The 21,034-nt window shown below is 29.6% G+C and carries 18 protein-coding genes; 17 read left to right on the top strand and 1 reads right to left on the bottom strand.

Annotation, left to right across the window (positions count from 1 at the left end; translation table 11 throughout):
• Positions 1–23 precede the first annotated feature (23 nt).
• From M6G78_RS08685 to M6G78_RS08625, 13 genes are all read left to right on the top strand, one after another.
• A complete protein-coding gene (locus tag M6G78_RS08685) occupies positions 24–455 on the top strand; it encodes a MarR family winged helix-turn-helix transcriptional regulator (protein ID WP_138268177.1) in 432 nt (143 codons plus the stop codon).
• 16 nt (positions 456–471) lie between these two features.
• Positions 472–2,307, top strand: a complete 1,836-nt coding sequence (ftsH, locus tag M6G78_RS08680; protein ID WP_253230181.1) for an ATP-dependent zinc metalloprotease FtsH — start codon at positions 472–474, stop codon at positions 2,305–2,307.
• A gap of 71 nt (positions 2,308–2,378) precedes the next feature.
• A complete protein-coding gene (locus M6G78_RS08675) occupies positions 2,379–3,068 on the top strand; it encodes a hypothetical protein (RefSeq protein WP_253230180.1) in 690 nt (229 codons plus the stop codon).
• A gap of 12 nt (positions 3,069–3,080) precedes the next feature.
• Positions 3,081–3,926 carry an aldo/keto reductase gene (locus M6G78_RS08670; RefSeq protein ID WP_253230179.1) on the top strand — a complete coding sequence of 282 codons (846 nt, stop codon included), beginning with the start codon at positions 3,081–3,083 and terminating at the stop codon, positions 3,924–3,926.
• Positions 3,927–3,940: 14 nt separating this feature from the next.
• Positions 3,941–4,420: a DNA-deoxyinosine glycosylase gene (locus M6G78_RS08665; protein ID WP_253230178.1), complete on the top strand. Its 480-nt coding sequence runs from the start codon at positions 3,941–3,943 to the stop codon at positions 4,418–4,420.
• A gap of 54 nt (positions 4,421–4,474) precedes the next feature.
• Positions 4,475–5,173 carry an RNA polymerase sporulation sigma factor SigK gene (gene sigK, locus M6G78_RS08660; protein WP_138268172.1) on the top strand — a complete coding sequence of 233 codons (699 nt, stop codon included), beginning with the start codon at positions 4,475–4,477 and terminating at the stop codon, positions 5,171–5,173.
• Between the two features lie 197 nt (positions 5,174–5,370).
• Positions 5,371–6,390, top strand: coding sequence for a methionine ABC transporter ATP-binding protein (locus tag M6G78_RS08655; protein WP_138268171.1), 1,020 nt, complete (start codon positions 5,371–5,373; stop codon positions 6,388–6,390).
• Position 6,391: 1 nt separating this feature from the next.
• Entirely contained in the window at positions 6,392–7,051 is a 660-nt protein-coding gene (locus M6G78_RS08650; RefSeq protein ID WP_253230177.1) for a methionine ABC transporter permease, read from the top strand.
• A gap of 26 nt (positions 7,052–7,077) precedes the next feature.
• Positions 7,078–7,896 (top strand): MetQ/NlpA family ABC transporter substrate-binding protein, encoded by an 819-nt coding sequence (locus tag M6G78_RS08645; protein ID WP_138268169.1) that lies wholly within the window; start codon positions 7,078–7,080, stop codon positions 7,894–7,896.
• Positions 7,897–7,974: 78 nt separating this feature from the next.
• Positions 7,975–8,844: a methylenetetrahydrofolate reductase [NAD(P)H] gene (gene metF, locus M6G78_RS08640; protein WP_253230176.1), complete on the top strand. Its 870-nt coding sequence runs from the start codon at positions 7,975–7,977 to the stop codon at positions 8,842–8,844.
• An 11-nt stretch (positions 8,845–8,855) separates the two neighbouring features.
• The gene (locus M6G78_RS08635) at positions 8,856–9,503 is read left to right on the top strand and encodes a vitamin B12 dependent-methionine synthase activation domain-containing protein (RefSeq protein ID WP_253230175.1); all 648 of its coding nucleotides are present in this window, start codon (positions 8,856–8,858) and stop codon (positions 9,501–9,503) included.
• 4 nt (positions 9,504–9,507) lie between these two features.
• Positions 9,508–11,889 (top strand): homocysteine S-methyltransferase family protein, encoded by a 2,382-nt coding sequence (locus M6G78_RS08630; protein ID WP_253230174.1) that lies wholly within the window; start codon positions 9,508–9,510, stop codon positions 11,887–11,889.
• Positions 11,890–12,292: 403 nt separating this feature from the next.
• Positions 12,293–13,879 (top strand): hypothetical protein, encoded by a 1,587-nt coding sequence (locus M6G78_RS08625; RefSeq protein ID WP_253230173.1) that lies wholly within the window; start codon positions 12,293–12,295, stop codon positions 13,877–13,879.
• A gap of 49 nt (positions 13,880–13,928) precedes the next feature.
• Here M6G78_RS08625 and thiC read toward each other — a convergent pair whose 3' ends face one another.
• Positions 13,929–15,236, bottom strand: a complete 1,308-nt coding sequence (gene thiC / locus M6G78_RS08620) for a phosphomethylpyrimidine synthase ThiC (protein WP_253230172.1) — start codon at positions 15,234–15,236, stop codon at positions 13,929–13,931.
• 675 nt (positions 15,237–15,911) lie between these two features.
• Between thiC and M6G78_RS08615 the strand changes: the two genes are divergently transcribed.
• From M6G78_RS08615 to M6G78_RS08600, 4 genes are all read left to right on the top strand, one after another.
• Positions 15,912–17,204, top strand: coding sequence for a leucine-rich repeat protein (locus M6G78_RS08615; RefSeq protein ID WP_253230171.1), 1,293 nt, complete (start codon positions 15,912–15,914; stop codon positions 17,202–17,204).
• A gap of 391 nt (positions 17,205–17,595) precedes the next feature.
• Positions 17,596–18,870, top strand: coding sequence for a histidine--tRNA ligase (gene hisS / locus M6G78_RS08610; protein ID WP_253230170.1), 1,275 nt, complete (start codon positions 17,596–17,598; stop codon positions 18,868–18,870).
• A gap of 1 nt (position 18,871) precedes the next feature.
• Positions 18,872–20,659 (top strand): aspartate--tRNA ligase, encoded by a 1,788-nt coding sequence (gene aspS / locus M6G78_RS08605; RefSeq protein WP_253230169.1) that lies wholly within the window; start codon positions 18,872–18,874, stop codon positions 20,657–20,659.
• Entirely contained in the window at positions 20,659–20,877 is a 219-nt protein-coding gene (locus tag M6G78_RS08600) for a DUF896 domain-containing protein (protein WP_253230168.1), read from the top strand. The genes aspS and M6G78_RS08600 overlap by 1 nt, the downstream gene beginning before the upstream one ends.
• Positions 20,878–21,034 lie beyond the last annotated feature (157 nt).

The following is a 21,034-nucleotide window of genomic DNA, read 5'->3' as shown; positions in this document are numbered from 1 at the left end:
ATATTACATAAAAAGGGAAGATTATGAAAGAAGAAAACTTAGAATTTTATTTTAAAAGAATAAATGACGCACTAATATCTTATGTAAACAATGAACTTAAAGAATTAGATTTGACTTTCTCCCAAATGGAAGTTTTACAGTTTTTATGTGAAAGAAAAAATGAAGAAATATATCAAAAGGATATTGAAAAACATTTTAACCTTTCTCATCCAACAGTAATAGGTATATTAAAAAGACTACAATCAAAAGATTTAATCATAATTAAAAGAAGTGAAAAGGATAAAAGGAAAAGAAATATTATTCTTACAAAAAAAGTAACAGATTCGGAAGAAAAAATGTATGCGAAAAAAAATGAAATAGAAGAGCATATAAAAAGTTTATTATCAGATGAAGAAATATCTGAACTTGAAAGGCTTCTTAAAATTTTATGTGAAAATATTATATATAAATTATAAATGACAGGAGAAAATTATGAAAAAAATGGATAATGGAACAAAACGTACTTTAAAAATTTATGGTGCAATACTTATCTTCATTATTTTAATGAATATGTTTGTAATTCCTTCTTTAAGTGCAAAACAGATTAAAGAAGTTGATTACAGTACATTTATTACTATGACTGAAGAAAAACAAATTGATGAAGTAGAAATTACATCAAATAAAATATTATTTACAGATAAGTCAGAACCAAAGCATATTTATAAAACAGGTATTATAAGTACAGATACACAGCTTGTTGAGAGATTACAAGAAAGCGGTGCGAAGTTTGGCAGTGAAATTGTAGAACAAAATTCTGCTTTTTCTAACTTCTTTATTTGGTTTATATTACCTATAATAATATTTACTATATTCTTTAACTTCTTAAATAAAAAGATTGCAAAACGTATGGGTTCCGGTGGATTTGGTCCAATGCAGTTTGGAAAAAGTAATGCAAAAGTATACGTTAAATCAACTGACGGAGTAAAATTTAAGGATGTTGCGGGAGAAGATGAAGCGAAAGAAGCTTTAACAGAGATAGTAGATTTTCTACATAATCCCGGCAGATATCAACAAATCGGAGCGAAGATTCCAAAGGGTGCATTACTTGTAGGGCCTCCTGGAACAGGTAAAACACTTCTTGCCAAAGCTGTGGCAGGTGAAGCAAACGTACCATTTTTCTCAATTTCCGGTTCAGAATTTGTGGAAATGTTTGTAGGTATGGGAGCTGCAAAAGTAAGAGATTTGTTTAAACAGGCAAATGAAAAGGCTCCTTGCATAGTGTTTATTGATGAAATAGATACTATAGGAAAGAAAAGAGGAAATGCAAATATAGGCGGCAATGATGAAAGAGAACAGACTCTTAATCAGTTGCTTACAGAAATGGACGGTTTTGATTCTTCAAAAGGTGTAATCATATTGGCAGCATCAAACAGACCTGACTCTCTTGATCCTGCACTATTAAGACCCGGAAGATTTGATAGAAGAATTCCTGTTGAACTTCCTGATTTAAAAGGTAGGGAAGCTATACTTAAAGTTCATGCTAAAAATATCAAGATAGCAAAAAATGTTGATTTTGAAGTTATTGCAAGAACCGCTGCAGGTGCAAGCGGGGCAGAACTTGCAAACATAATAAATGAAGCTGCACTTCATGCGGTTAGAAACGGAAGAAGCGAAGTTACACAACAAGATTTGGAAGAAAGCATTGAAACTGTAATTGCAGGATATCAGAAGAAGAATAAAGTACTTTCTGACAAAGAAAAACTTATTGTTGCTTACCATGAAGTAGGGCATGCACTTGTTGCTGCGAAACAAACAAATTCTGCTCCTGTAACAAAAATCACTATAATACCAAGAACTTCAGGGGCTCTTGGTTATACACTTCAAGTTGATGAAGGCGAACATAACTTAATGAGCAAAGAAGAGCTTGAAAATAAAATTGCAACTTTTACAGGTGGAAGAGCCAGTGAAGAGATTATATTTAATTCAATAACAACCGGTGCTTCAAATGATATCGAACAAGCAACAAAGCTTGCAAGAGCGATGATTACAAGATTTGGTATGAGTGAAGAATTTGGTATGGTTGCATTAGAGACACAAAACAATATGTATCTTGGTGGAGATACTTCCCTTGCTTGTTCAAACGAAACAGCAAGAGAAATTGACAAAAAAGTCGTTGAAGTAATTAATAAACAATATGAAAAAGCAAAAGGAATCCTTAACGACAATATTATGAAACTTCATGAAATCGCAAAATATTTATACGAACATGAAACAATTACAGGTGAAGAATTTATGAAGATTTTAAATGATGAAAAAACTATGGAATAATCCATAGTTTTTTTATTGTATTTTTATTTTTTGTAGTAAAATAATGTATATAAAATCATAAGGATAAAGAAATGAAAATAAATAATAAAATTAAATTGTTTATGATGCTTGGCATTTTATTTTTAATATTAATATTTCCATTTTCATGGATACCTCTTGTAGTATTTCTATATTTTTATTTAAAGAAAAGCGATGATGATAATAAATTAAAAAACAAGAGAAGTATATTGATTATTTTATGTATTTTGGTATGTTTTGTAATTAATATTTTTGTTATTTTTACTCCAAAAATTAACTCGATAAAAATGTCTTCCAATGTAAAAGAAATGAATATTAATTCTACTTATCAAATAAATGTGGATATTTCACCTGATACTTTTTTCAAAGATGATATAAAATTTTATTCTTCAAATGAAGATGTTGCTATAGTGTATAAACAGGCGGATAAATTTTATATAAAAAGTTATGAAGAAGGAAATGCAATTTTAAAAATAATTTCTAAAAATAGTAAAATACAAAGTAATGAAATAAACATAAAAGTCATTGATGAGAATAGTAAAGAAAAAAGTGAAGATGTAAAAGAAGATGTTAATTATAATAATGCCAATGATTCCAGCGAAGAAAAAACATATGTTTATATTTCAAAGTCTGGAAGTAAATATCATTCTAAAGCAGATTGTTCAAATATGAAAAATGCAGAAAAAATTACTTTAAAAGAAGCAAAGGAAAAAGGACTTGCTCCTTGTAAAAGGTGTTATTAAAGGGAGAGGAAAATGGAAAACTTTAAACTAACAAACGGAACTACAATTCCCAAAATCGGATTTGGAACCTATAAAGCAGGAAATGGAAACTGTGAAAGTGCGGTTATTGATGCAATAAATTCGGGATATACCTACTTTGATACTGCTGCTTTTTATAAAAATGAAAATGATATTGCAAAAGCAATAAAAAACTCAAACGTAAAAAGAGAAGATTTAATAATCGCTTCAAAGGTATGGAGAGAAGATCTTGGATATGATGAAACAATGAAAGCCTTTGAGAAATCTTTAAAAGAATTAAATACCGATTATTTAGATGTTTATTTAATTCATTGGCCAAAAGAAAATCCCTTTGATGTAAGTTGGAAACAAAAGGATATAAAAACGTGGAAAGCAATGGAAGAATTATATAAAGCCGGTCGTATTAAAGTAATAGGAGTAAGTAACTTTCTTCCACACCATCTTATAAATTTAATGGAGAATTGCGAAATAAAACCTATGGTAAATCAAATTGAGTCACATATAGGATATTTGCAAAAAACAGCATTAGATTTTTGTGTGAAAAATGATATTTTAGTTCAGGCTTGGTCACCTCTTGGCAGAGGAAGAGTTTTAGGTGAAGAATCATTAACGAAAATGGCAGAGAAATATGGTAAAACAGTACCACAGCTTTGTATTAGATTTTTATATCAATTAGGAATAATGCCAATAATAAAATCTTCATCTACATATAGAATGAAAGAAAATTTGGATATATTTGATTTTAGTATTGAAAGAGACGATATGTATTATTTAATGTGTCTTCCGCAAATAGGATGGTCAGGAGAACATCCTGACAGACAAAGAGTTTATTTTGATTGATTTAAGGAGTTAAAATGGAATTTCATAATATAAAACCTATATATAATAAAGATTCAAAAATACTTATTTTAGGTTCTTTCCCTTCTGTAAAGTCAAGGGAAGAGGAATTCTTTTATGCACATCCTCAAAACAGGTTTTGGAAGGTTATAAGTACTATTACAAATTATCCACTTCCTAAAACTGTAAAAGAAAAGAAAGAAATGTTATTAAATAGTCATATAGCTGTTTTTGATGTAATAGAGTCTTGTGATATTGTAGGTTCTTCTGACAGTTCAATAAAAAATGTTAAGGCAAATGATTTAAAAGTTATTATTGATAATTCAAAAATAAAAAATATATTTTTAAATGGAGGAACAGCTTTTAATCTTTATAAAAAATATAATAAGGATATTGATATAAGCTATAAAAAATTACCTTCCACAAGTCCTGCAAATGCAAGATATTCTCTTGAGATGCTTTTAGATGAATGGATGGAGATAAAAAAATATATTTAAAAGTACAAGCAAATTTATTTTTTACCCTCATATATTTTATGGGGGTGATTTTTTATGTTAGGATTTTTAGGTATTCTTGATTTACTTCAACAAGTCCTTGTTTTTCTTGGTTACTTATCTTCAAACGAATCTTTTCCAAAACCGCTAAAAAAAGATGAAGAGCTTAAGTATTTCAAGCAGTTTAAGGAAGAGAATAATAAAGAAGCAAAAGAAAAACTTATTAATCATAATTTAAGGTTAGTTGCTCATGTAAGTAAAAAATATTCTTCATCAAATATTCCAAAAGACGACCTTATTTCTATTGGAATAATAGGTCTCATTAAAGGTATAAATTCTTTCGATTATGGCAAAGGAACAAAGTTTGCAACATATGCATCAAGGTGCATAGATAATGAAATATTAATGGCACTTAGAAGTGAAAGTAAAATATCATCAAATGTTTTTTTAGAAGATTATATAAGTTTTGATGAAGAGGGAAATAACATATCCCTTATAGATATTTTATCAACCGATGAAGATGATGTTAATTCTAAAGTAAATTTAAAAGTAGAAAGTGAAAGGTTATATAATATTATAGATGAAGTTTTAACTAAAAGAGAAAAGGAAATTATATATTTAAGATATGGCTTAAAAGGAAGTAAAAATTATACACAAAGAGAAATAGCTAAGAAGTATAATATTTCAAGGTCGTATGTTTCGAGAATAGAAAAAAAGGCAATAGGGAAAATAGCAAATAAGTTTATAGAATATTAAAACGCCTTAAGGCGTTTTTTTGTTGTATAACTTTTAGCTATAACAAGATATAAAAAACAAGAATTATCATATAATAAAAAGTTGTGTTATACTATAAGAAATTACCGATAAGGTTTTTTTTATTTTTAAAATAAAATTGAAAAATTTTATGGTATAATATAGCGCGTATTTAATAAAAAAATGAGGAATTGGAAGATATGGAGTTAGAAAAAAATAATAGTCCGATTATAAAAATCGAAAACTTACATAAGACTTTTTATTCCAAAGACGGAGAAGTAAATGCCTTAAAAGATATTAACCTTGAAATAAACAAAGGTGATATATATGGAATAATTGGTATGAGTGGTGCAGGAAAAAGTACCCTTGTAAGATGTATAAACTATCTTGAAAAACCTACAAAAGGAAGAGTTTATATTTCAGGTAAAGATTTATCAAAGTTAAGTGATAAAGAACTTAGAGAAACAAGACATCATGTTGGAATGATTTTTCAACAATTTAATCTTTTAATGCAAGAAACAGTAATAAAAAATGTTATGTTTCCTCTTGAAATTGTAGGAGTAAAAAAAGAGGATGCAAAAAAGAGAGCTTTAGAACTTCTTGAAATGGTAGGTTTAAGTGAAAAAGAAAATGCTTATCCTGCAAAATTAAGTGGTGGTCAAAAACAAAGAGTTGCAATAGCAAGAGCTCTTGCATCAAATCCGGAAGTGTTACTTTGTGACGAAGCAACATCAGCTCTTGACCCAAATACAACAAAGTCAATTTTAGATTTGCTTAAGGACATAAATAAAAAACTTGGTATAACAATAGTTATAATAACTCATGAAATGAGTGTTGTTGAAGAAATTTGTACTCATGTTGCGGTAATCGAAAATTCAATGATTACAGAAACAGGAAGTGTTGAAGAAATATTCACACATCCAAAAAGTAACTGGGCTAAAAATACAATTAATCCTGACAGTAAAAAAATGAGTCAAGATTTGAAGAATAATTCTCTTAGAATTGTATTTGACGGAAGCACAACACATGAACCGGTTATATCAAACATGATTTTAGATACAGGAGTTAAAGTTTCAATTCTTTATGCAAACGTAAAAGATATAGAAGGAAAAGCTCTTGGACAAATTGTTATAGAAATTCCAAAAGACGAAGAAGAGAAAAGAAAAGTTATGGAATATCTTGAAGGTAAAAATTTAGTAGTGGAAAGGATGGAAGATTAATATGTTAGGCAGTGCTGAATGGCAAATGATAGGTGTCGGTATTCTTCAAACACTATATATGACCATTGTTTCCACATTTTTAGGATATATTATAGGTCTTCCAATGGGAGTGTTGCTTGTAACTTCCGCAAAAGGAGGAATAAAAGAAAACAAGGTTATATTTAAGATACTTGATGTTGTTACAAATATTTTAAGAAGTGTTCCGTTTTTGATTTTACTTGTAGTTTTAATTCCTTTTACAAGATTAATCGTTGGAACAACAATAGGTTCAACTGCAACAATCGTTCCTCTTGTTATAGGGGCGGCACCATTTATTGCAAGAATGGTTGAATCTTCACTTAAGGAGGTTGATAGAGGGGTTATAGAAGCCTCACTTTCAATGGGTGCATCAGTTTACCAAATAGTAACAAAGGTTTTAATTAAAGAAGCAATGCCTTCTTTAATGGTAGGATTTTCAATTTCTATAACAACTATACTTAGTTACTCTGCTCTTGCTGGTTTTGTAGGAGGCGGTGGACTTGGTGATATAGCAATACGTTACGGATATTACAGATATGAATCAACAATAATGATTATTACCGTTGTATTGTTAGTTTTAATAGTTCAAATTCTTCAGGCAATGGGAACAATTATTGCAAGGAAGATTGATAAAAGAATATAAAATTAAAAAGAAAAGGGAGAAAAGATATGAAAAAATTATTTGCGGTATTATTAACCGGGGCTTTAGTATTCGGCTTATTTGCTGGATGCGGAAGTAGTTCAAGTTCAGATGACAAAGTTATTAAAGTAGGAGCAACAGCAGTTCCTCATGCAGAAATTTTAAATGCAGTTAAAGAAGATTTAGCAAAAGAAGGTTATACACTAGAAATTACAGAATTTACTGATTATGTACAACCAAACAAAGCCGTTGAAGATGGTTCTTTGGATGCAAACTTCTTCCAACATAAACCATACATGGATTCTTTCAATGAAGAACAAGGTACAAACCTTGTATCAGTAGGAACAGTTCACTATGAACCTCTTGGAATTTATCCTGGAAAATCTAAAGATTTAAAAAATATTCCTGATGGTGCAACAATAGCAGTTCCAAACGATACAACAAATGAAGCAAGAGCATTACTTCTTCTTGAAAAAAATGGTGTAATCACACTTAAAAAAGATGCTGGATTAAATGCAACAGCTAAAGATATTGAAAGCAATCCTCACAATGTAAAAATTCAAGAATTAGAAGCTGCTCAAATTCCAAAGAGTTTACAAGATGTTGACTTTGCTGTAATTAACGGTAACTATGCAATGGAAGCTGGTTTAAGCGTAAATAAAGATGCTATCGCAATTGAAACAGCTGATAGTGAAGCTGCTAAAACATATGCTAACATTCTTTGCGTAAAAGCAGGAAACGAAGAAACTGACAAAACAAAAGCTTTACTTAAAGCTCTTCAATCAGATACAGTTAAAAACTTCATCGATGAAAAATATGATGGTAGTGTAGTATCTATTTTTGAATAAAATAACTTGTTGAATAAAGCGGTATGTTATCATATCGCTTTTTATTTATTAATTTTATAAAATATATAGGAGAAAAATATGAAAATAAAAGATACTCTTTCTAAAAATACACCTCATATCTCTTTTGAAATTTTTCCTCCTAAAACAGATGCAGGCATTGAAGATGTTATGAATGCAGTAGATGAAATTGCAAAACTTCATCCTTCGTTTATAAGTGTAACATATGGTGCAGGTGGGGGAACAAGCAAGAATACTATAAATATTGCTTCAAAAATACAAAGAGAAATGAATGTGATAAGTCTTGCTCATTTAACGTGTGTATCATCTACCAAAGAAACTATAAAGGGAATACTTAAAACATTAAAACATGAAGGTATAGACAATATTCTTGCCCTTAGAGGTGATATCCCAAAGGATAGTAATTTTCCTCTTCCAAATCATTATCATTATGCAAGCGAACTTATTGAAGATATAAGAAAAAGCGGAGATTTTTGTATAGGTGCGGCTTGTTATCCTGAAGGACATGTGGAAATGGAGCATAAAAAAGATGATATAGACAATCTTAAACATAAAGTAGACTGTGGAGTGGATTTTCTTACTACTCAGATGTTTTTTGATAACAATATACTATATAATTTTTTATACAGAATAAGAGAAAAGGGAATAACAATTCCTGTTTTACCCGGAATAATGCCTGTAACAAACGGAAAACAGATGAAGAGAATATGCGAACTTTCCGGAACAGTACTTCCTCAGCGTTTTCTTGCAATCGTTGATAAGTTTGGCGATAATCCAAAAGCAATGCAACAAGCCGGTATAGCCTATGCAACAGACCAAATTATAGATTTAATTGCAAATGGTATTAATCATATTCACGTTTATTCAATGAATAAGCCTGAAGTTGCCAAAGCTATTATGGAGAATTTATCTTATATAATAAAAGAATAGGAAAATATACAATGGATAAAATAACCAAAGAAGCCATAAGGTATTTGGGATATAAAAATAATCAAGTTGATAATGGAACTTTAAATTTAATAAATAATTCTTTTGAAGAACTAAAAGAGATTGTTTCTGAAAAATTAATATATAGAGTTTTTAAATTAGATATAACAGATGAATATATCAAAATTGGACAGATGAAAATAAAAAGCAAAAATCTAATGAAAAACTTAAATGGTTGTGATGAAGTTATAGTTCTTGGTGCAACTCTTGGTATTCAAGTGGATTTTTTAATAAGACGTTATTCTAATGTTCAAATGGCAAAGGCTGTTGTTTTGCAGGCATGTGCAGCTGCTCTTTTAGAAGAATATTTAGATAATTGGCAATATCAAAAACAAAAAGAATATGAAATAAAAAATAGATATTTAAAAGCAAGGTTTAGCCCTGGTTATGGAGATTTTGATATACAGCATCAAGAGATGCTCCTTAGAATGTTAGACAGTGCAAAAACTATAGGGCTTACAATGACACAAGGATATATGCTAACACCTTCAAAATCCGTTACTGCACTTATTGGTATAAGCAAAGAAAAAGGTAGTTGTTTAAAACAAGGGTGTGAAACTTGTGGAAAAAAAGATTGTGAATTTAGAAAAGTAAAGGGGTAATTTTATGTTATTGGATCGCTTGGGGAAAGAGTTATTGTTTCTGGATGGTGGAATGGGGACAATGCTTCAAGAAAGAGGATTGAAACCCGGTGAACTTCCTGAGATATGGAATATAGAGCATAGAGAAGAAATAATAGATATTCATAGAAGTTATTTTGAGGCTGGAAGTGACATAGTTTTAAGTAATACATTTGGTGCAAATGCGCTTAAATTTAAAGATAATAAGTACGATTTGGAGAAAATAGTACGTTTTGGGATTTCAAATGTAAAAGAAGCAATAAAACTAGGAGTAAAAGATAATAGAGAAGTTTATGTAGGTTTAGATATTGGGCCTACCGGTAAACTTTTAAAACCTATGGGAGATTTAAGCTTTGAAGATGCTTATAAAGTTTATTCTCAAGTTGTTCAAATAGGTCAAGATAGTGGAGCGGATTTAATTCATATTGAAACAATGGGAGATACTTATGAATTAAAAGCAGCTGTGCTTGCAGCAAAAGAATGTACTTCTCTTCCTGTATTTGCAACTGTTATTTTTGATGAAAAAGGTAAATTATTAACAGGTGGAGATATCCCTTGTGTTGTTTCAATGCTTGAAGGTTTAGGGGTTGATGCACTTGGTATTAACTGTGGGCTTGGTCCTAAACAAATGATACCACTACTTAAAGAAATTTTAGAGTATGCTTCAATTCCTGTTATCGTAAAACCTAATGCTGGACTACCAAAACAAAAAGACGGTAATGTTTATTATGATGTAACAAAAGAAGAATTTGGCGAGATAATGAAAGAAATTGTTCAGTTAGGTGCTTGTGTGATTGGTGGATGTTGTGGGACTACACCTAGCCATATAAAAGAAATGGTAGAGAATAATAAAGATAGAAATCTTGTAAAAAGAAAGAAAAATGAACGCACTATTGTTTCTTCTTATGGACATGCAGTAGAAATAGGCGCTAAACCAATAATTATTGGAGAAAGAATAAACCCAACGGGGAAAAAGAGACTAAAAGAAGCGCTAAAATCCAACGATTTAGATTATATATTAAAAGAAGCTATTACTCAACAAGATAGCGGTGCTGATATACTGGATGTAAATGTAGGTCTACCTGATATTGATGAAATAAAAATGATGAAAGAAGTTATTTTTAAGTTACAAAGCGTTACTAGCCTTCCACTGCAAATTGATACTGTAAATATAGATGCTTTAGAGGAAGCTATGAGAATATATAATGGAAAACCTATGATAAATTCAGTAAACGGTAAACAAGAGTCAATGGATGAAGTTTTTCCTTTAGTAAAAAAATATGGAGGAGTTGTTGTAGGGCTTACTCTTGATGAATCAGGTATACCAAATACAGCAAAAGGAAGAATAGATATTGCTAAAAAAATAATTAATGAAGCAAAAAAATATGGAATAGATAAAAAAGATATTGTAATAGACGTTTTGGCAATGACAGTAAGTTCCGATCCTATGGGAGCCATAACAACTTTGCAGGCACTAAGAGGTGTAAAAGAACAGTTAGGTGTTAAGACTGTGCTTGGAGTTTCAAATATTTCATTTGGTCTTCCAAATAGACCTATAATAAACTCAAATTTTTATACAATGGCTATGCAAAGTGGGCTTGATCTAGGGATAATAAATCCACTTTCTGAAGATATGATGAAGTCTTATTATTCATATTGTGCACTTATGAATTATGATGATAATTTTGAAGAATATATTAATAAGTATTCAAATGTTGTTGGTGAAAATAAAATTATAAAAAATGATAATATTTCGCTTAAGGTTGCAATTGAAAAAGGACTTAAAGAAGAGGCAGAAAAAAGTACAAAAATACTTTTAGGTGAAAAACAGCCTTTAGAAATAATAAATGAAGAGCTTGTTCCTGCACTTGATAAGGTTGGTAAGAGATTTGAAAAAGGAACTTTGTTTTTACCTCAGCTATTAATGAGTGCGGATGCGGCAAAAGCTGCATTTGAAATAATAAAAGACGAGATTTTAAAAGAAGGCAAAGAAGAAGAGAAAAAAGAAAAAATAGTTATTGCAACAGTAAAAGGAGATATACACGATATAGGTAAAAATATATTAAAAGTACTTCTTGAAAATTATAATTTTGATGTAATAGATTTAGGAAAAGATGTAGATCCTGAAATAATTGTAGAAACGGCTATAAAAGAAGATGTTAAACTTGTTGGGCTTTCTGCTTTAATGACAACAACAGTTGTGAGCATGGAGGAAACAATAAAACTTTTAAATAAAAGGAAACCGGACTGTAAAGTAATGGTTGGAGGCGCTGTTTTAAATCAAGAATACGCAGATATGATAAATGCTGATTTTTATGGTAAAGATGCAATGCAATCTGTATATTATGCAAAAGAATTATTTGATTAAAATAATATTACTGTATTATAATACGATTATATTTAGGTATACAAATAAGGATAGTTTTTTCTGTAATATATATTTTTGTTGTTTTTTTATATTATAAAAAAATAATTTAAATAAAATTATGTAAATTTTTTTTAATTTTTATATATAATTAATGTAAAAAAAAGGATAATAATCTTGAATATTTCGTAAAAATATGATATAAATGAAATAAGACTTTTGTAGCTACAGAAAATACAATATAAAGATTTGGTTTTATGTAATGAATTTATAAAATTATAAGAGAAATACTAATATATATTTATTTTCATAGTTACAAAAATATACCTTTTTATATAAAAGAAAGGTATTAATACGGGAAGGGGTGCAGAAAATCTTCCCGATAAAAAAAAGGGAGGATATTTAAATGTTAAAGAAAAAAATTTTTTCTGTACTTGTTGCCATGCTAATGGTAATGGCAATGTTACCTTCGAGTGTTTTTGCTGCAACGAATGTATCTACACAAGATGAATTGATAGATGCTGTTGAAAAAGGTGGAGAGGTTGTATTAAGTAATAATATAACATTATATAAATCTTTGAAAATAGATAATAATGTTACATTAGATTTAAATGGTTATACATTAACTTATGATGCGATTAAAGATACTGAAGATGCAGGTCTTATTGATATATATGGTAGTGCAGATGTTACAATTAAAGGTAATGGGACAATAACATATAATTCAGATGAAAATAGTGGATATATGAATAGTAATTACTCTTTAGGTTATGCTATAAGAGTAGATGGAAACAGTAAAGTTGTTCTTGAAGATAATGTATATCATGCAGGTCTTACATGTGTACAAGCAGGGAGTGATTCTTCTGTTATAATAAATGGAGGGACATTTAAAGCAGATGTAATGTATAGTGGAACATATTGGCATCTAAATCTTATTGATAATTCAAATGCATCAATCACAGTTAAAGGTGGAACATTTGAAAATTTTGATCCTTCAAATAGTTTAACGGAAAATCCGACAAAAAACTTTTTAGCTGAAGATGCAATTTCTTTTAAAGATGGTAATACTTATAATGTATATAAGTTACAACATTTCCCTGCAAAAGTTGCTAATTGCACACAAGATGGAAATAAGGAATATTGGTATATAGAAGCTTTAGATAAATATTTTTTAGATAAAAATTGTACAAAAGAAACAACAAAAAGCGATGTTACAATACCAGCTACAGGTCATAATTATATAGATGGAGTTTGTAGTATATGTAATGAGAAAATACAAATAGAATCTCCTTCTATAGATACATCTAAACCATCTCAAAATATGCAAATAGGAATAGATAAAAATGATACGAATATCGTATTAGATACAATTTCAGATATTGTAAATAAAATAGAAAACGGCGATTCTGATAAGATTACTTCTATAGATAAAGATACTGTTAAAAAATTAAAAAGTGCAATATCTGATGGAGCAGATATTTCAGTTGAGGTAGTTGTTGATGATAAAATAAATGCTACGGCTGAGGAAAAAGAATTAGTTGAAAGTACATTAGACGAAAAAGATTTAATTGGACAATATTTTGATTTGTCAATTGTAATAAAAGCAGATAATGAAATAATTGGAAAGATAAATAATTTAAATAAATCTGCAGATTTTAACATAGTAATTCCTCAAGATTTACTTAAAGAAGGTAGAGAATTCTTCATTGTTAGAATACATGATGGTGTTGCTGAAAAATTGGATTCTGTAACAAAAGATGATGTAATTACTTTTAGTACTTCTAAATTCTCAACATACGCTTTAGGATATAATGATAAAAGTGTTTCATCAAACACTGGATCTGTTGATGATAATTTAAATGAAACAACTAATACAACATTAAATCCTCAAACAAGTGACAACAATCAATTATTCTTATGGAGTGCAATTCTTTGTTCTGCAAGTGTTTGTATTTTAGGTTTATTAGTATATGTAAAAAGAAAAATTAAATAAAAAAGACAATAAAAAAGACAGTTTTTAAACTGTCTTTTTTTTATTCATTTTATTCATCAAAGATACTTACGATTTCGCCTTCCAAAATTCTGTTTGTATTTTTAACTGCACAGAAGTTACCGCACATTGAACATGTATCTTCTTTTTCCGGTTTTGATTCTTCTCTGTATCTTCTTGCTTTTTCAGGGTCAATGCATATTTCAAACATTTTTTCCCAGTCAAGTTTCTTTCTTGCTGTACTCATTTCGTTATCCCAGTCTGCTGCATGAGGAACGCCCTTTGCAATATCAGCTGCGTGAGCTGCGATTTTTGTTGCGATGATTCCTTCTTTAACATCATCTAAGTTAGGAAGTCTTAAATGTTCTGCAGGGGTTACGTAGCAAAGGAAACTTGCTCCGTATGTAGCCGCGATTGCTCCACCGATTGCAGATGTTATATGGTCATATCCAGGAGCTACGTCGGTTACTATAGGTCCTAGTACATAGAAAGGTGCACCGTGACAAAGTGTTTTTTGTATTTCCATATTTGCTGCTATTTGGTTTAGAGGCATATGTCCAGGGCCTTCAATCATTACTTGAACATCTTTTTCCCATGCTCTTTTTGTAAGTTCTCCAAGAGTTATAAGTTCTTCGATTTGAGCTGCGTCTGTTCCGTCTGCTATTGAACCTGGACGGCAAGCATCACCAAGACTCATAGTTACATCATATTCTCTACAAATATCTAAAACTTCATCATAATATTCATAGAATGGGTTTTCTTCTCCTGTCATTTCCATCCATGCAAAGATGATTGAACCACCTCTTGATACGATATTTGTAAGTCTTTTGTTTCTTTTAAATTTAGTTATTGTTTCTTTATTAATTCCGCAGTGTATTGTCATAAAGTCAACACCGTCTTCTGCATGCATTCTTACAATATCAAGCCATTCTTTTGCAGTAATTTTTATAAGAGGTTTATGATAGTATACAACCGCATCATAAATTGGCACAGTTCCTATCATTGCAGGGCATTCACTTGTAAGTCTTCTTCTGAATTTTCTTGTATCTCCATAAGAAGATAAGTCCATGATTGATTCTGCACCCATTTTTACAGCATTGTTTACTTTTTCAACTTCAAGGTCCATATCTTTAAAGTCTCTTGATACTCCAAGATTTACATTGATTTTTGTTGTAAGCATAGAGCCTACACCGTTTGGGTCAATGCACTTGTGGTTTTTATTGCATGGGATTATAACTTTTCCCTCAGCCACAAGCTTAACCAATTTGTCAATATCCATATGTTCTTTTTTTGCGACGATTTCCATTTCTTTTGTAATGATACCTTTTTTTGCCGCATCCATTTGTGTTGTGTAATTCATTTGTTTTCTCCTTTATAAAAAAAGCTTATCCAAATGGATAAGCTTAAAATTTACAGTGTTATGAGCATACATATCATGGCATTATCCATACGACGTTAAGGGTCAAAATCGTTCGCATTTTTTCTCAGCCTACGCGTAAGCTCCCCTGCTATTTATTATTTTATTAAATATTATCATTATAATAAAATATTGTCAATAAACATAAAAAAAATTTATTTTAGAACTGCATTTGATATTAATTTGTTAAATTTTCTTATGTCAACACCTTTTCTTAAGTTTACTTTTATATGTCCAACTTTTGTCCATGATTTTATTTCATTATTTATATATAAATGCACTTGTATTTTCTGTGTTTTATATTTCAATGGAGATATGAGAAAAAATATATTTCTACTTTTTTATTTAAGTCCTTGAGCATTTCTTACAATTAGTCTTTTTGTTGTAAAAATAGCACTGTCTCACTGTCTCTTATTGTTTTATATGCCGCTACAGGTTGTTCTCCTTCTATAAGTGCTTTTTTATATCTGTAAGAATAGAGGGCTGTTAAGAATATCTATACTAAAATTTCTTTTACTTCTGACAGAGTAATTTTTTATGCTATTTAATATTTATATTTAAAAAATGTATAATTTTTGTTATAATAAAATGAAATGATAGCTTGTAGAGGAGAATGTCATGGGAAGAAAAATATATAAATATTTCTTTATGTTTATAATATGCTTTGCATTTATGTTTCTTTTTATGCCTAAGGAAAGTTTTGCGGCAACTAATGATTGGAAATATGAAAACGGAACATTAATTAATAGTGAAGATGCGTCAGTAGTAATACAAAATGTAACAGAAAATGATGGAATGCTTACAATAGGTGATAACCGTTTTAATGATAATTTAAAAACTGTTTCTAGCATTGATTTATCGGGAAAAATAACAGATGCTTCTAATCCTGAAAAAGAATATGAAATTTTAGAAATAGGAGAAAATTCTTTTTTTAATTATCGTTTATTAGAAGAGATGGTTTTACCTGAAAGTATAACTTCAATTGGTAGTAGAGCATTTTATAATTGTGAAAAGTTAAATAAAATAAACTTGCCTAATAGTTTAACATACATAGGGGATGGAGCTTTTCAATATTGTGCATCATTAGAAAAAATAATAATACCAAATAATATAACAACAATAAAAGAAAGGACATTTGATGGATGTAGATCATTATCTATAGTTGTTTTGCCGAATAATTTGACTACGATAGAAATGTGTGCATTTAGGTATTGTGAATCATTAGAAGAAATAACTATTCCTGAAAGTGTAACAAGCATGGGTATAGATATCTTTTCTTCATGTAAATCTCTTAAAGCCGTTTATTTATTAAGTGAAAATCCACCTTCTATTGGAGGTGAAATATTAGGTTCTGATAATGGAGCAAAAATTTATATTTCATATAGTAATTTAGAAAAATATAAAAATGATCCTATATGGTCTAAATATATAGATAGTGTAGATTACATAAAAACAAAATTAACAGTTCAAAATGGAACTGGTAGCGGAAATTATGGAGATGGAGAAATTGTAACCATAAAAGCAAATGAAGATAATGAAAAAGAACATTTTTCATATTGGAGTGTATTTGCTTCTCCTAAAAGTAATAGTATTATTGCAAATGAAAATGCAAGAGAAACAACTATTACAATGCCTAACTATGACACTACTGTAGTGGCAAATTTTGAAGCACATGATTATGTTAATGGAAAATGTAGCATTTGCGGATATGACGACCCTAATTATGTTCCAACAAAAGATGATGATAAGAATAATGATATTGTAAGTTCTGATACAGATGAAATTACACAAAATAATTCTTCTGTTAATACATCAGATCAAAATAATTTTATTTATTATATTTTAGGACTTATTGTATCTATCATAGGTTTAGGAAGTTTAGTTATTTATAAAAAGAGAAAAAGCTGTTAATATACATTAACAGCTTTTTATATTAATAATTTAATTTAGTAAAAGGATTAATTTATAAGTAAAATTTTTAATTTCATATATAAATAAAAAATATAAAATAACTATATATTTTTACCCTTATTTGTTGACAATAGGGCTTAATAAAATTATAATAGAAATACTTGATTATAAGCGGTAAGAAGAGTAGATTTAACATCATATCAGGGAGAAAATGCCGTGACTGGAAGCATTTTTTATGCTCTGTTACTTTGAAAAACAACTTACACATACGCTTAACAATTTAATAAAAAGCGGGTATTATACCAATTGGGGTGGCACCGCGGGAAATGAATTCTCGTCCCTGACATAATTTTTATGTCAGGGGCTTATTTTATATAGAAAGGGAAATAAAATGGGAAGTAAAATATTTGCACCTAAAGGAACAAGAGACCTTTTACCTGATGAAGTAAAAGCATGGGAAATGGTTGAAGGTAAAATAAAAGAAATATGCAAAACATTTAACTATAAGCAGATTAGAGTGCCTGATTTTGAACATTATGCACTTTTTGACAGAGGAGTTGGAGAAAGTACAGATATTGTAAGTAAAGAGATGTACACTCTAAATCATAGAGGTAAAGACGTATTTGCTCTTAAGCCGGAAGGAACAAGTTCAGTAATAAGAGCTTATATTGAACATGGTATGTCAAGTGGAATTACACCTACTAAACTATATTATATTACATCGTGTTTTAGAAGTGAAAGACCACAAAAAGGAAGACAAAGACAATTCCATCAATTTGGTATTGAAGCAATAGGCTCATATTCTGCAAGTATGGATGCTGAAGTAATAATGCTTGTAAGTACTTTATTTAATAAACTTGGAATAAAAGGTTTAGAACTTAGAATAAACAGTGTAGGCTGTCCAAAATGCAGAAGTGCATATTATGAAAAATTAAAAGAATATGTAAAGCCATTTGAAAATGAACTTTGCGAAGATTGTAGAGATAGACTTAATAAAAATCCAATGAGAATTTTAGATTGTAAAAACGAACATTGCAAAACACTTCTAAAAGATGCACCTTTAATGGTTGATTATTTGTGTGAAGAATGTAATGAACATTTTGAAAGTGTAAAAGATTATCTTACAAATGCTGACATTGACTTTGTTGTAGATCCTAAAATAGTAAGAGGACTTGATTATTATACACAAACAGCTTTTGAGTTTGTTTCTACCGATTTAGGCTCACAAGGAACAGTATGTGGCGGAGGAAGATATAACGGTCTTGTTAAGATGATAGGCGGTCCTGATACTCCCGGAGTTGGTTTTGGTCTTGGACTTGAAAGATTAATGCTTATTATGGAAGAACAAGGACTTTTAAATGACTTAGAAGATGGTGAGATTGATGTATATTTGGCTCCTGTTGGAAAAGAAGCTTCAAAAGTTGCTTTTAAGACATTTAAGAAACTTACAGATAGCGGTATTAAAGCAAGTATCGATGTTATGGATAGAAGTTTAAAGGCTCAAATGAAATATGCAAATAAAGTTAATACAAAATATACTGCAATTTTAGGTGAAGATGAACTTCAAAAAGGAGTTTATACTCTAAGAGATATGCGCTCTAAAGAACAAGAAGAAGTTAATATAGAAAATTTATTTGAATATATAAAAGAAAAATTAGGAGAGTAAGATGAAGAGAAAAACAAGTTATAGAACATGCATGTGTGCAGAAATAACAAAAGAAGATTTAGGTAAAACAGTTACCCTTGCAGGATGGGTACAAAGAAGAAGAGACCTTGGCGGGGTTATTTTTATTCATTTAAGAGACAGAAGCGGTATTATGCAATTAGTTGCAAACAGTGAACTTAATAAAGAAGTATTTGAAAAAGCAGAACACATTAGAAATGAATATGTACTTAAAGTAACAGGGGAAGTTGTTTTAAGAGATGAAGAAAACTTCAATCCAAATATTGAAACAGGTGAACTTGAGCTTAAACTTGATACAATGGAAGTTCTTGATACAGCAAATACACCACCTATTTACATTGATGAAACAGATAATGCAAATGAAGCAACAAGACTTGAATATAGATTCTTAGACCTTAGAAAAGATAAAATAAAAAATAATCTTATTACAAGAGCAAAAACATGTTCTGTTGTAAGAAATTTCTTAGATAGTGAAGGATTTTTGGAAATTGAAACTCCTTTCCTTGGAAAACCTACACCAGAAGGTGCAAGGGACTTCCTTGTTCCAAGTAGAGTAAGAAAAGGTAAATTCTTTGGTCTTCCTCAATCACCTCAATTATTTAAACAAATTTTAATGGTTGCAGGAATGGATAGATATTATCAAATAGTTAAATGCTTTAGAGATGAAGACTTAAGACAAGACAGACAACCGGAATTTACTCAAATTGACCTTGAAATGAGTTTTGTTGATGTTGATGATGTAATTGACGTAAACGAAAGACTTGTTAAAAAGATTTTCAAAGACATAATTGATTATGATATTGAAACTCCTATTATGAGAATGGAATATCAAGAAGCAATGGATAGATTTGGTTCTGATAAACCTGATACAAGATTTGGAATGGAACTTTTTGATTTAAGTGACCTATTAAAAGATTGTAAATTTAATGTATTTGCAGGTCCAATCAAAAATGGCGGAAGCGTAAGAGCAATAAACGCAAAAGGTCTTGCAAGTTTCTTCTCTAGAAGAGATATTGACGCATTAGTTGATTATGTTAAAACATATGGTGCAAAAGGTCTTGCTTGGATTGCTGTAAATGAAGACGGTTCAATTAAATCTCAAATTACAAAATTCTTAAGTGAAGAAGAAACAAATGGTATTTTAGAAAGAGCTAAAGCAGAAAACGGAGATATCGTATTTATCGTTGCAGATAAAAATAAGGTTGTTTACGATTCTTTAGGAAATTTAAGACTTCATATTGCTAAAAAAGCAGATATTAAAATGGATGAAGGTTTTAATTTCTTATGGGTTACAAACTTCCCAATGTTTGAATATGATGAAAATGAAAAGAGATTTAAAGCAATGCATCATCCTTTCACTGCTCCAATGGATGAAGATCTTGATAAACTTGAAAGCGATCCAGCAAATGTAAGAGCAAAAGCTTATGACCTTGTAGTAAATGGAGTTGAAATGGGTGGAGGAAGTATCAGAATCCATTCAGGTGATGTACAACAAAGAGTATTTAACGTTCTTGGTTTCTCTGATGAAGAAGCTGAAAATAAATTTGGTTTCTTATTAAAAGCTTTAAAATACGGAACACCTCCACATGGTGGTTTAGCATTTGGTTTAGATAGAATGATCATGCTTTTAGTTGGAACAGAAAACATAAGAGACGTTATTGCATTCCCTAAAACTCAAAACCACTCTTGCTTAATGTCAGATGCTCCAAGTATCGTAAGTGAAGAACAACTTGAAGAACTTGGTATTGAAGTTGTTGATGAGGAAGAATAATGGATAAAAAACAAATTGATAGAATAAACGAACTTGCAAAAAAGAAGAAAACTGTTGGTCTTAGTGAAGAAGAATTAAAAGAACAACAGGAGCTATATAAAATTTATCTTGGTAATATAAGAAGAAATTTCAAAAATACCGTTGATAATATTGTTGTTGAAAGAGAAGACGGAAGCAGAGTTTCTTTAAAAGAGTTTAATAGAAGAAAAAAACAATAAAAGAGCTTTTATAAGCTCTTTTTTTTTGTAGAAATACATTTTAATTTATAACCTTTTATTAAATTATTTTATTAGAAATAATTATTAAATTTTAAATGGTATATATTTTTGCCCATTTTTAATAAAAAATGGGTAGTATACAAATGATTAGTAAATA

This window comes from Anaerofustis sp. NSJ-163, assembly GCF_024135845.1.
GTDB classification, from domain to species: domain Bacteria; phylum Bacillota; class Clostridia; order Eubacteriales; family Anaerofustaceae; genus Anaerofustis; species Anaerofustis butyriciformans.
This window is presented reverse-complemented; position numbering and strand designations above follow the sequence as displayed.

Coding starts and splice junctions, on each gene's coding strand:
- M6G78_RS08685 (WP_138268177.1), top strand. CDS start 24: ATGAAAGAAGAAAACTTAGAATTTTATTTTAAAAGAATAAATGACGCA.
- ftsH (WP_253230181.1), top strand. CDS start 472: ATGAAAAAAATGGATAATGGAACAAAACGTACTTTAAAAATTTATGGT.
- M6G78_RS08675 (WP_253230180.1), top strand. CDS start 2,379: ATGAAAATAAATAATAAAATTAAATTGTTTATGATGCTTGGCATTTTA.
- M6G78_RS08670 (WP_253230179.1), top strand. CDS start 3,081: ATGGAAAACTTTAAACTAACAAACGGAACTACAATTCCCAAAATCGGA.
- M6G78_RS08665 (WP_253230178.1), top strand. CDS start 3,941: ATGGAATTTCATAATATAAAACCTATATATAATAAAGATTCAAAAATA.
- sigK (WP_138268172.1), top strand. CDS start 4,475: ATGTTAGGATTTTTAGGTATTCTTGATTTACTTCAACAAGTCCTTGTT.
- M6G78_RS08655 (WP_138268171.1), top strand. CDS start 5,371: ATGGAGTTAGAAAAAAATAATAGTCCGATTATAAAAATCGAAAACTTA.
- M6G78_RS08650 (WP_253230177.1), top strand. CDS start 6,392: ATGTTAGGCAGTGCTGAATGGCAAATGATAGGTGTCGGTATTCTTCAA.
- M6G78_RS08645 (WP_138268169.1), top strand. CDS start 7,078: ATGAAAAAATTATTTGCGGTATTATTAACCGGGGCTTTAGTATTCGGC.
- metF (WP_253230176.1), top strand. CDS start 7,975: ATGAAAATAAAAGATACTCTTTCTAAAAATACACCTCATATCTCTTTT.
- M6G78_RS08635 (WP_253230175.1), top strand. CDS start 8,856: ATGGATAAAATAACCAAAGAAGCCATAAGGTATTTGGGATATAAAAAT.
- M6G78_RS08630 (WP_253230174.1), top strand. CDS start 9,508: ATGTTATTGGATCGCTTGGGGAAAGAGTTATTGTTTCTGGATGGTGGA.
- M6G78_RS08625 (WP_253230173.1), top strand. CDS start 12,293: ATGTTAAAGAAAAAAATTTTTTCTGTACTTGTTGCCATGCTAATGGTA.
- thiC (WP_253230172.1), bottom strand. CDS start 15,236: ATGAATTACACAACACAAATGGATGCGGCAAAAAAAGGTATCATTACA.
- M6G78_RS08615 (WP_253230171.1), top strand. CDS start 15,912: ATGGGAAGAAAAATATATAAATATTTCTTTATGTTTATAATATGCTTT.
- hisS (WP_253230170.1), top strand. CDS start 17,596: ATGGGAAGTAAAATATTTGCACCTAAAGGAACAAGAGACCTTTTACCT.
- aspS (WP_253230169.1), top strand. CDS start 18,872: ATGAAGAGAAAAACAAGTTATAGAACATGCATGTGTGCAGAAATAACA.
- M6G78_RS08600 (WP_253230168.1), top strand. CDS start 20,659: ATGGATAAAAAACAAATTGATAGAATAAACGAACTTGCAAAAAAGAAG.